The sequence below is a fragment of the Pontibacter pamirensis genome (assembly GCF_010015475.1).
GTDB classification, from domain to species: domain Bacteria; phylum Bacteroidota; class Bacteroidia; order Cytophagales; family Hymenobacteraceae; genus Pontibacter; species Pontibacter pamirensis.
In genome coordinates this window covers 1-11,987 of sequence record NZ_SSNI01000002.1, presented here as the reverse complement: position 1 = coordinate 11,987, position 11,987 = coordinate 1, and the positions used below count along the sequence as shown (strand labels likewise).

The window sequence follows — 11,987 nt, the reverse complement described above, 5'->3', positions numbered from 1 at the left end:
TTTTAGCGCAAATGCCGCATCACCGCAAATGGCAGTGGTGCCCACAAAGCTGCTTCTACACCCGCTGCTTTCAGCCCCTGGTTTACCCAATTGTTACAGTTTTTGAGGATATAAAATTTACCGTGTGCTTCATAAAAAGTGTCCTGGCCCGTGTAGCCTGAGTCTGTGATGTGAATGTACTGCCCGCTCTCTTGCTGAAAGGAGGCATCTATATAGTCAACCAGCTGGCGGTAATGCGCTGCAGACAACAGTACCGGCTGCTGCCGTTTAGTGGGCGTTAACCGGGACACAATATACTTCACATGCATGGCCGATGGGGTAGGCCAAAGCGTAGCACGTAGAGCCACACCTGGTGTCAGGTCATCCCATTCAGGTGTTTCCATGTAAAAACGGCGGTCGCCCCAGCCAAAGGCCAGATACTGATAGCTGCTGTCAGCGTTCTCAAAGTGGTGCAGCGGAATCTTGTTTCGCCAGTCAATGGTGGGAGTTGCAACGGGTACCACAATATCAGTGTGCACTCCGTTGGAGGTGACATAAATCTCTACAGGGGCGGCAGGTGGGACCTGGGCAGCACTGCTGTTCACGGGTATACTGCTCAGCACAAAGGCGGAAAATACAAAAAGCACAACCAGGCCAGCAACTGTACCTATGAACCACAGCACAAAAGACAAAATTCTGATGATTACACGCTTCATACCATACCATACGGCAGGCAGCGCTGAAAATTTACCTGGAATAAAACAGCACAGCCTGTAGCGGTACAGAAGCGTGCTTATTTGCCATACTCAGCATTTTTGCGGAAATTGTACTTCATTTCAACCAAACGCCTGTTTAGGCTTTATTTTTGTCACCTTTGATAGCAAATTTTAACGGGCCCTTAAAAACTCTTATACTTTACACAACATGATGAATACGCTAAAGCGAAACATCGCTTTGTTGCTGGTGCTGCTTTGTATGCAGGTGGCTGTGGCACAGGAGCGCCTGCAGTCTCCCGAGCAATTTTTAGGCTACCAGCTAGGCAAGCAATTTACAACGCAGAACCGCATTTTAGATTATGTGAACTACCTCGCAGCACAGGCTCCAAACCGCATGAAAGTGCAGCAGTATGGGCAGACCTACGAAGGACGTCCGCTGATGCTAGCCTATGTTGCCTCCGATGAAAACCTGCCGCGCCTGGAGCAGATCCAAGAAAACAACCTGCGCCAGGCAGGATTGCAGAGCGGGCAAGTGCAGGGAAACCAGCCTGCCATCGTGTGGCTAAGTTACAATATTCACGGGAACGAATCGGTGAGCTCCGAGGCAGTGATGCAGGTGCTCTACGATCTGTTGGACCCTGCCAATGCACAGACAAAGCAGTGGCTGCAGAACACAGTTATCATATTAGACCCGATGGTGAACCCGGATGGCCGTGAGCGTTATGTGCAGTGGTATAAGCAGGCCTCCAACCAGGGAGGCAATGCCTCTCCCTATGCCTGGGAGCATTATGAGCCGTGGCCGGGCGGCAGACCAAACCACTATTATTTCGACCTGAACCGCGACTGGGCTTGGCAAACACAGATTGAGTCGAAGCAGCGCTTGAAGGAGTACAATAACTGGCTGCCACAGGTACACGCCGACTTCCATGAGATGGGGACAGAGTCTCCCTATTATTTCTCACCGGCGGCAAAGCCTTTCCACGAGAGCATTACGCCATGGCAGCGCCAGTTCCAGAACACCATCGGTGACTACAACCGACAGTACTTCGATAAAAACAACTGGCTATACTTTACCCGCGAGAACTTCGACCTCTTTTACCCCAGCTACGGCGATACCTACCCGACTTACAATGGGGCCATTGGTATGACTTACGAGCAGGGTGGATCAGGCCGTGCCGGTTTAACTTACCAGAAGCAGGATGGCGACACCCTAACGCTGGTAGATCGTATTGCCCATCATGTTGCAGCCAGCCATGCCACCATCCAGGCCTCCTCTGAGAAGGCCGACCAACTGAAGCAGGAGTTCCGCAAATACTATCAGAATAACCTGAACAACCCTGCCGGCGACTATAAAGCATTTGTGCTAAAGGCAGACGGCAGAAGTGCTGCTAACCTGAAATCACTGACGGATTACATGGATCGTCAGGGAATCCAGTACGGCTATGCTGGCAAGAGCACCTCTGTGCGTGGCTTTAATTATAGCACCGGCAAAGAAGAGAGAGTGTCTGTCGGTTCGAATGATGTGGTGATCAGTATGTACCAGCCAAAATCGACCCTGGTTAAGGTGCTTTTCGAGCCAAATGCCAGGCTGGAGGATTCCCTTACCTATGACATCACCTCCTGGTCTTTGCCTTACGCTTACAATGTGCAGGCGTACGCCCTGAAAAACAGAATGAATGTGAGCAGCATTAATACGGCGGCAACTTCGGCGGCGGCTATTACTATCGAGCGCCCTTATGCCTACCTGGCCCGCTGGAACAACCTGCAGGACCTGAAGTTCCTGACAGAACTGATGAAACAGGACGTAAAGGTGCGACAGGCAGAGAAAGCTTTCGAAACGGACGGACAGCGGTACGAGCCAGGAACACTGATTATTACCCGCACCGGCAACGAGCGTATGGGCGATAAGCTGGATGCTACGGTACGGGAGCTGGCGAAGCAGTACGATGTGAACCTGAGTGCTACAGGCACTGGTTTTGTAAGCAGTGGCGCGGATTTTGGTTCCGGTAGCGTGCGTTACCTGAAAATGCCAAAGGTGGCTTTACTCTCAGGTGAGGGAGTTTCTCCTTATGGCTTTGGTGAGGTATGGCACTATTTCGAGCAGCAGATCGGCTATCCGGTTACGGTACTGAACACCTCCTATTTCAGAAACATACCCCTTAATGAATTTGACGTGCTCATCCTTCCCAATGGCAGTTACAGCCAGGTGCTGAACGAGGAAACGCTGGAGAATGTGAGAGATTGGGTGAATGCGGGTGGTAAACTCATTGCCATGGAAAGTGCTGCTGGCTTTTTAGCTGGCAAAAAAGGGTTCAACCTGAAAAAGAAAAGCCAGGAAGCTGAAAGTGAGGAAAAGAGCAAGGTAAAAGATGAAAACCCTTACAAAAACCTGCATACCTACGCAAACCGCGAACGTGAAGCGCTGGAAGGAGAGGTACAAGGCAGTATTTTCAGGGTAGACTTAGACAAAACACACCCGCTGGCGTTTGGCTACGGCGATACTTATTTCGGGCTCATCCGTTCAGCCGATACGTTCAGCTTCCTGGAAAACGGCTGGAATGTAGGGGTGCTGAAGAAAGACAACTATACTACAGGTTTTGTAGGATCTAAAAGCAAAGAGAAACTGCAGGATGCGCTGATTCTGGGAACGCAGGACATGGGCCGCGGTCAGGTGATATACCTTGCCGATAACCCCTTGTTCCGTGGGTTCTGGCAGGGCGGCAAGCTGATGTTCGGAAACGCTGTATTCCTGGTAGGGCAATAAGAGAAGTCAAGGGCAGTGCTTTGTTGCGCTTGCTAACTTCATATTGATGAAGGAATTTGTAAAGCCCCCTGCACCAGACCTGGTGCAGGGGGCTTTTCTTTGAGGCTGGCGCTTGCTAAGGTATATATTCGTACCTTGCACAGCATCTAATCACAGTATTTTTAAAGTATGCAAACCCAACAATTCATTACATATCCGTCGCCAGAAGAGCACAGCGGCTTTTTAAGTAACTATGTGCAGCAGGCTAAAACCGACGACCTGATAGAGGGGCTCACTGCCAGCTATGTGTTTATCACGGGTATGTTGCAGGGGCTTACAGATGAGCAATTGCTATATCGCTATGCCCCGGGCAAGTGGAGCATTAAAGAGGTGATGGTGCACATGGTGGATACGGAGCGTATCTTCTCATACCGCGCCCTCCGCTTTGCCCGCCAGGATAAAACTGAGTTGCCAGGCTTTGACCAGGATAAGTACGTGATGCCCTCTAAAGCTGACGCCCGAGACATCAACTCCATCATAGCAGAGTACACTTCTTTGCGAACTGCCACCATCGAGCTTTTTAAAGGCTTCGACGAGGAAGCGTTGCAGCAAAGAGGAGTTGCCAGTGGGCTGGAAGTAAGTGTGCGTGCGCTGGGTTATGTCATACTTGGCCACGAGGTGCACCATCAGAAAATTATCCGGGAGCAATACCTGAAAGCGGTATAGTTGTTTCTCTGAAACCATAGACCAGTGACTCATTTTTTTAGAATACTGAACAGTATTACTTTATAAAGGCTATACAAGGCCTTAGCTTATAAAGCAGAGTTTAAACACAGAAAATTTATTCCGTGTTTAAACTCTGCTTCTTTTATTCAGTCAAAGTTCCAAAGCTGCTAAAACCTGACTGAAATATGCCCACTACTACACCTCACGCCCGGAAAACAAAGCGAAACTTTTACCTGAAAGTGGCGCTTTGTGTATTCGTACTCCTGACTGTTGCTGTCACCATCTACATTACAGTGGTTAACGCACGACCCATCAGTTGGACAGCCCACTTCGAAGGGCTTGGTACAGGTTCTTCTCCCCGCTTGGTTGACCTGAACGAGGATGGTGTGCTGGATGTGGTGATAGGGGCAGGGGGCGCAGAAAACCAGCCAAGCGATACAGCAGTTATTGCCATGGATGGGGCTTCGGGCAACTTGCTGTGGCACGTAGCTGGCCGAAACCAGGTGGTAGGGTCGGCGCTTTTTTATGATGTTACAGCCGATGGTGTACCGGATGTGTTTATAGGCGGCCGCACTGCTGAACTGTTAGCCATAAATGGAGCGAGTGGAGAGGTGCTGTGGCGGTTTTTCCCTTATGACTTTGCTGTAAACTCAGCTGATTCCGGTATATATAACTTCTATAACCCGCAGCTTATTCCGGATCAGGATCAAGATGGTAAAGAGGATTTACTTATCTCAAACGGCGGGGACTATACCGTAAAAGCCCATAACCCGAGGAGGCCGGTAGGCAAGCTGATGGTAATCAGCAGCAGAAGTGGCCAAATCATATCGGAAGTGGAAGTGCCGGATGGTAAGGAAACGTATATGTCTGTTGTGAAGGTGAGCCTGAAGAACAATGAAAGAGAGGATGTTATTTTTGGAACTGGTGGCGAAACAATTGGCGGGAACCTCTACCGGACAACACTACAGGACATCCTTAAAGGCGACATCTCATCAGCAGTGGTTCTGGCTACTGGTAAAAACAAAGGGTTTATTGCCCCTCCTGCACTGGCAGACCTCACCGGTGACGGCATTTTTGATATCATTGTAAATTCAGTAGACGGACGTACCATGGCGATAAACGGGGCAACTGATTCGCTGCTGTGGAGCGTGCGGGTACCCGACACGGAAATATATTCCAGTCCTGCCATCGGTTACTTTAATGCGGATGAGGTGCCCAATGTTTTCACAAACTATAGCATCGGGGTGTGGCCCATGATCAAGCGTTCGACACAGCGGATGATAGATGGCAAAACAGGAAAAGTGCTCACCACTGATACCGCCGGAATCTTCTCCTATGCCTCACCGGTTGTGGCTGATTTTAATAACGACGGATTTGATGATGTGCTGCTGAGTGTCAACAGCCTGATACGTCTTAACCTGTACGATCTTAGTAAGCGCCATATCAGCCAGTTGATGGTTTTCGATTTTCATGATAATGTGACATACCAGGTAGGGGATACCTTGCTTGGTAGCAATGTAGCCAGTACGCCCTGGATAGGGGATATGGACGGAGATGGCAAAATGGAGATAGTGTCGACCACTATGGAACTGGACGGGCAACGCAACGACATTGATAGGCCAACAAACCTGCGGGTATTCCACCTAAAAACGCCTTATGCTGTTAAGAAAAAAATAACATGGGGCGGCTATATGGGCAGCAACTATGATGGCGTTTTCAGAGGTGAACAAAAGGCAGCCAGCGTAACAGCGAACTGAGCTAAGTCTTGTCTTCACCATCTATGCCGATGGCAAACGAACGCAGTTGCGTAAAGGGCGGCGGTTCAGCAGCTATTCTGTACAGAAACGCTACCCTAGTGCATGGACAGTATTTATGAACATGCCTGAACAGAAAAGCACCATCTTTTAGCAGAAGTATCCTTATATTGTCATTTTATAATGATACTATAAGTGGCCCCTCCCGATGCATTTGACCCGTAGAAACATTGGCTTGATACTCGCTCCCATGCTGGCATTGGTTGTGTGGTGGCTGACGCTGGTTCTAACCTATGAGGCCCGTACGGTGGCTACCATCATGGTTTTTTGCCTCGTTTTCTGGATGACGGAAGTAATACCACTCTCCATGACGGCCTTTCTGGGTGTGCTGTTGGCAGTAATGGTAGGCGTTGCTGAAATCGGGACAGCCTTCCAGAACTTAGGGCATCCCATTATCCTTCTCTTTATCGGGAGCTTTCTGCTGGCCCGCTCCATGACGCGCCATGGCCTTGACAAGCGCATTGCGCTGTTCATACTATCCCGGCCTTTTTTTCAGAAGAGCCTCTTCCGGTTGTTCCTTGGCTTCTCCTTTATCTCTTTCCTGCTCTCGATGTGGGTGAGCAACTCAGTTACCGTGGCCATGCTTCTGCCACTTATGCTTGGCGTAACGCAGCTGGTGTGCCAGCCGGAGCAGGGCAGGAACTCAGCTACATTTTTCCTGCTGGGAATTGCCTACAGTGCTTCCATTGGCGGCATCAGCACCATTATCGGATCTCCGCCTAACCTGATAGGGGTAAATTACTTGGCGCAGCAGGGTGTCACGATCGATTTCCTGCAGTGGATGCTGCTGGCGCTGCCAATTTCTCTAAGCATGTATGGACTGATGGTGTTGTATATGCGTTATTTTCTGAGCAAGAGCAGCTATGACCAGGCGGTGGTGCAAGCCTATGTGGCAGAGCACCAGCAGCAGCACCAGAAGCTAAAGCAGGGCGAGAAAGTGACCATGGGCGTGTTCATCGTGGCCGTTACGCTCTGGCTGGCACCGGGCGTGTTTAATTTGCTAGGGCTGGAGGAGGCTTATACATTTATGAGCGCATACTTTGCCGAAAGCACCGTAGCCGTACTGGCGGCGCTGCTGCTCTTCCTGATACCGCCGGGGCAGGAGAATAAGGGAGAGGGTACGCTAACGGCAGAAGATCTGGTAAAGATTGACTGGGACACTATACTGCTTTTTGGAGGCGGCATGGCTTTAGGGCAGTTGGTGGTTACTTCAGGGCTGGCAGACATCATTGGCCGCAGTATCACAACTGTCATCGATTCTGAAAACCAACTGCTGCTGGTATTTGTATTGATTACGCTCGTGCTGCTGCTGACAGAGGTAAGCTCTAATACCGCGATTGCCATCACCTTTGTGCCTATTATCATCGGGGTGCTGCAGGGGCTAGATTTACCGCTGCTTTACCCTGTATTAGGTGTGGTGGTGGCCTGTAGCCTTGCTTTTATGCTACCGGTTGCCACTCCTCCAAACGCCATCGTATATGGCAGCAAACAGGTTTCTATCGGCGAAATGGCCCGTACAGGATTGGTGCTAAATGTAATCGGAGCTGTTGTTACTACGGCGTGGGTGCTGGTTTATATGTCCCTATAATGGCTGGAGAGCCAGACTAGTACGAATTGACTATCTTTCGCTATTTTAAGCTACTTTGAAAATTAATTGAATTATTTTTTAAACTCCCCTTTACTGCCAATATGCGAAACCGCAGAATCTACCGTAATGTCGTAACAATTGCCTGCTTTGTGTTTGCAGGGATGAATGCTTACAGAATCATGCAGGGAAATTACACGTGGATAGATGTCTTTCTGCTGGTTGTTTTCCTGATTTTCGGAGTGACCTATTCATATATTATTTTCCGTCAGAACAACGAAAACTGAGAGAAGAGTAAGTACTTAACGTACACAAACTGTTTATAATGGGAAAACCTGAGAGTCTACACTGTTCCTTCTGAACAATCAGACCCTCAGGTTTTCAACTTTTAGCCAAAGGTATCTCTCTATACGGAAGAGGTTTAGGTGTGGTTTATGCTTTTTGAAAATAATTTAAATTTATTTTTTTATACGCTGAATGGCGTTTGTTTAAGTTATCAAAATAAGCATTTCTAAATGTTCTGCACCATCGTCTGCTGCTTTACGAGCTCGTATAATAGTTCCAGAACAGGTACTCAACCTGTATTACATCGGATCAACATCGGCTACAATGCGGACTCCCTTGAAATCGGGGAGGAGTCTGAGGTTAAAAATAGCTTTTGCCAACTGGTTTTTCGCAGCCTTTAGGTTTGTGTTCGCGCGCGGGAGCTTAATGTGTATCTCGTTCAGGAACAGGTTGCGGATTTTGAAGATATAAGGCACCTCCGGCCCCAGTACCTGCTGTTTGCCCAAACGGTCTACAAGGTCTTTGGCCAGTACAATGGCGGCGTTCTCAGAAGTCCCTTCTTCAGCGTGTTTCACTGTGATTCGAATCATGCGCACAAACGGCGGATAGCCAAAACGCAGGCGCTCCTCGATTTCGTGCTCATAGAGGCTGTCGTAATCATTGTTGCGCACTTTCCTGAAAATGGGCTGCAGCGGGTCGCGCGTCTGGATGAGTACGGTGCCGGGTTTGCCTTTTCTGCCGGCGCGGCCACTCACCTGCACAAACAACTGGTACGCCCGCTCGTGCGCCCGGTAATCAGGGAAATTGATTACCGTGTCTGCGTTTAGTATACCCACCAGGCTCACGTTCTCAAAGTCGAGGCCTTTGGTGACCATCTGTGTGCCCACCAGCACATTTGTTTTTCCGTTTTCGAAGTCGGCAATAATTTGCTGATAGCTGTTCTTCGTTTTGGTAGTATCCAGGTCCATCCGCTGTACTTCTGCCTTCGGGAGCAGCAGTTTCAGCTCGTCTTCTACCTTTTCCGTTCCGAAGCCCATGCTCTTGAGTGTGGTGGCACCGCAGGCGGGGCAATCATGGGGCATGCGTTCGTGGTAGCCGCAGTAGTGGCAACGCAGCTCGTTGTTATACTTATGATAAGAGAGACTCACGGCGCAGAACTTGCACTTGGGTATCCAGGAGCACTCATCGCAGGAGATGAACGGAGCATAGCCACGGCGGTTCTGGAAAAGAATTACCTGTTCCTCGCGCTGCAGCCGTTCTTCTATGGCTGTCAGTAACTGGCTCGAGAAGTGGCTGTTCATAGCTTTCCGCCGCTGTGCATCGCGCGTATCTATCAGTTCTATGTCCGGTAATTTGGCCTGTCCAAAGCGCTTGCTCATGGTTACCAATCCCCAACGGCCGGTTTTGCAGTTATAGTAACTCTCGATGGATGGTGTGGCGGAGCCAAGCAAGGTCTTTGCCCCTTGCAGGTTTGCCATCACCAAAGCTGTTTCACGGGCATTGTAACGAGGTGCCGGATCATACTGCTTGTAGCTGGACTCATGCTCCTCATCCACAATAATCAGCGACAGGTTATGAAAGGGCAGGAAGATGGAGGAACGCACGCCCACCACCACCTGAAAGCGCCCTGACAGGATACCCTGCCACACTTCGGCCCGTTCGTTATCAGAGAATTTAGAATGGTATACCCCCAGCTTCTCACCGAATACCTTCAGCAGGCGCGTCACAATCTGGGCGGTCAGGGCAATTTCCGGCAGCAGGTATAGTACCTGTCCTCCTGCCTCCAGCGCGTGCTTTATCAGGTCGATGTATACCTCGGTTTTACCACTGCCCGTTACGCCATGCAGCAGTACCGTGTCTTTTTCCTTGAACAGGCCCAGTATCTCATCCTTCGCCTGCAGTTGGTGCTCCGACAGCGCCATTGGCAACTGTTGCTGCAGATTGTCTATCGGGAAGCGCGACACAATCTGGTCGAATTGCTCCAGCACGCCTTTTTTTATCAGCGTATTGATGGAAGAGGCAGAAAGATGTGGGTTTTTAGAGAGTTCGCTTTTCTCAAGGCCTTTGTAATTCAGGTTGATGTCCTGGTGTACCGGCACCTTCTGGAGGTAGTTCAGGAGGATGTCCAGCTGCTTGGGTTGCGGGGTGAGCTGGTTGAATAGCTCTTCCAGCATACCCTCTTCCTGCACGAAATGCTCTGTCAGGCGCACCTTCTTCACTACCTTAGGCGAAAACTTATCGCTGACCTGCTCATAAATAATGATTGCCTCTTTCTGAATCAGCGATTTGATGAACTTGTGGTAGCTTTTCAGTTGCAACAGGTTGGCCACTTCTGAGAACGTAAGCGCCTGGTTATGCTGCAGGGCAAATATGATTTTCTCCTCCTGCGGGGCAAAAATGATTTCATCTTCTTCCGGATTGTACTGCGGGTGCAGCTGTATCCGCGATTCACTGCTCAGCTTCAGGGCCGAGGGCAGTCCGGCATTAATCACCTCGCCGAGAGTACACATGTAGTAGTCGGCAATCCACTTAAAGAGCTTGAGCTGCGGCCCTGTCACTATGGGGGTGTCATCGAGCACATCCAGCACATACTTTGCCTGGTAGTCAGCAGGGGCGTTTTCGTGGATGTCTGCTACAATGCAGCTCAACACCCTTTTCCCTCCAAACTGCACAATTACCCGCGCACCCACCATCACGCTGTCGTTCATTTCGAACGGAATGCGGTAGGTGTACAGCTTTGGCAAGGGCAGCGGCAGAATCACATCGGCAAACAAAGTGACACGGTCAGTAGCAGGCTCCGGCGGGTAATTAAAGTTTAAAAGTTCTGACAAGGGTGTTGTATACTTTAGCTAAAGACAAAGGTCGTAAATTTTTGATGATTATAAAGCATCTGCTCCGGCTCACATAGTCGCTACTTTCTTGTGCTTCCTAATCAATAACAGATAAATCAAGGCGAATCAGGAGGGTGAAATGAGCAGAAGTATGTATATTTATTCTGATATGGGAGAGAAGAATTTTATTTTCTCCCGCATGAAAAAGAAAACAAATTCAAGACATGTTAGGAAAAACTTTAGTTATCCTGAGCCTACTGTCGCTTTGCTGTAGCATCAGTGTGCTTGCACAATCTAAAACAATGCGTGTAGCAACCTATAACATCCGCTACGACAACCCACAGGACACCCCGAATAACTGGGCGAAGCGCCTCCCTGTAATGGCGAACCAAATTCAGTATCATGACTTTGACATCTTCGGGACGCAGGAGGTGCTGTTTCACCAGCTAAAAGAATTGGCTGAAGCCTTGCCTGCTTACGAACGTATAGGAATAGGAAGGGATGATGGCAAAGAGAAAGGGGAGTTTGCGGCTGTCTTCTATAACAAAGATAAATTTGCGCTGCAGCAGCAGGGACACTTTTGGCTTTCTGAAACACCTGAAAAACCAAGCAAAGGATGGGATGCTGCTATTCCCCGCATTTGCACCTGGGGCCAGTTCCGGGAACAGGAAACAGGCTTTTCCTTTTACTTTTTTAACGTCCACTTCGACCACATGGGAGAGCAGGCACGCAAGGAGAGTGTGCAACTGGTGCTTAAGAGAATAAAGCAGGTAGCCGGAAGTTCACCCGTCATTCTCACCGGTGATTTTAATTTCAGCCAAAAAGACGAAAATTACACCACCCTGAATACTTCCGGCATATTTAAAGACGCGTATCAGCTGGCAGCTATACGCTATGCACCCAGAGGTACCTTCAACAGTTTTGACGCTGCCCGTAATTCCGATAAAAGAATTGACCACATCTGGCTTAGTTCAGGTTTCAAAGTTAACCGCTATGGCATTTTGACAGATACTTATGGCGACGGAAAGTTTCCGTCCGATCATTTTCCGGTAGTGGCAGAGGTAGAGTATACGGTGAAGATGTAGGAAGGCCATTAGCTATGTAATATCGATTTTCGGATGTACCGGGTCCAACCACCCCTGCCCCTCCTTGTCTAAGGCTACGATTAGGACACAAATTTCTGCGCGAGCATCCACCCATCGAAGATTTTACAGAATTCCATGTATCCGCGGTGGAGGGTGATAACACCTGCTCTCTTTTCATGTGGCTTCCATCCTCCCAGCCTGGCCATGACCCAGTAACACCACT

8 protein-coding genes are annotated in these 11,987 nt (G+C 49.3%); 6 read left to right on the top strand and 2 right to left on the bottom strand.

The features are described 5' to 3' along the window. Nucleotides 1–2: 2 nt before the first annotated feature. Nucleotides 3–695 carry a TIGR02117 family protein gene (locus tag E1919_RS02870; RefSeq protein ID WP_162051831.1) on the bottom strand — a complete coding sequence of 231 codons (693 nt, stop codon included), beginning with the start codon at nt 693–695 and terminating at the stop codon, nt 3–5. 208 nt (nt 696–903) lie between these two features. Between E1919_RS02870 and E1919_RS02865 the strand changes: the two genes are divergently transcribed. The 5 genes from E1919_RS02865 (at nt 904) to E1919_RS02845 (ending at nt 7,850) form a co-directional block, all read left to right on the top strand. Beyond that, on the top strand, nt 904–3,459 hold the full coding sequence (locus tag E1919_RS02865; protein ID WP_162051830.1) for a M14 family metallopeptidase: 2,556 nt from the start codon (nt 904–906) through the stop codon (nt 3,457–3,459). A 168-nt stretch (nt 3,460–3,627) separates the two neighbouring features. Continuing rightward, a complete protein-coding gene (locus E1919_RS02860; protein WP_162051829.1) occupies nt 3,628–4,164 on the top strand; it encodes a DinB family protein in 537 nt (178 codons plus the stop codon). Nucleotides 4,165–4,349: 185 nt separating this feature from the next. Next, nucleotides 4,350–5,921 carry an FG-GAP repeat domain-containing protein gene (locus E1919_RS02855; RefSeq protein WP_162051828.1) on the top strand — a complete coding sequence of 524 codons (1,572 nt, stop codon included), beginning with the start codon at nt 4,350–4,352 and terminating at the stop codon, nt 5,919–5,921. Nucleotides 5,922–6,126: 205 nt separating this feature from the next. Further along, a complete protein-coding gene (locus tag E1919_RS02850; RefSeq protein ID WP_162051827.1) occupies nt 6,127–7,566 on the top strand; it encodes an SLC13 family permease in 1,440 nt (479 codons plus the stop codon). 101 nt (nt 7,567–7,667) lie between these two features. Continuing rightward, the gene (locus E1919_RS02845) at nt 7,668–7,850 is read left to right on the top strand and encodes a hypothetical protein (RefSeq protein WP_162051826.1); all 183 of its coding nucleotides are present in this window, start codon (nt 7,668–7,670) and stop codon (nt 7,848–7,850) included. Between the two features lie 297 nt (nt 7,851–8,147). Here E1919_RS02845 and priA read toward each other — a convergent pair whose 3' ends face one another. Continuing rightward, complete coding sequence (gene priA / locus E1919_RS02840) at nt 8,148–10,679, bottom strand: replication restart helicase PriA (protein ID WP_162051825.1); 2,532 nt, start codon at nt 10,677–10,679, stop codon at nt 8,148–8,150. 302 nt (nt 10,680–10,981) lie between these two features. Here priA and E1919_RS02835 point away from each other — a divergent pair, with 302 nt between their 5' ends. After that, entirely contained in the window at nt 10,982–11,764 is a 783-nt protein-coding gene (locus E1919_RS02835; RefSeq protein WP_237143966.1) for an endonuclease/exonuclease/phosphatase family protein, read from the top strand. Nucleotides 11,765–11,987 lie beyond the last annotated feature (223 nt).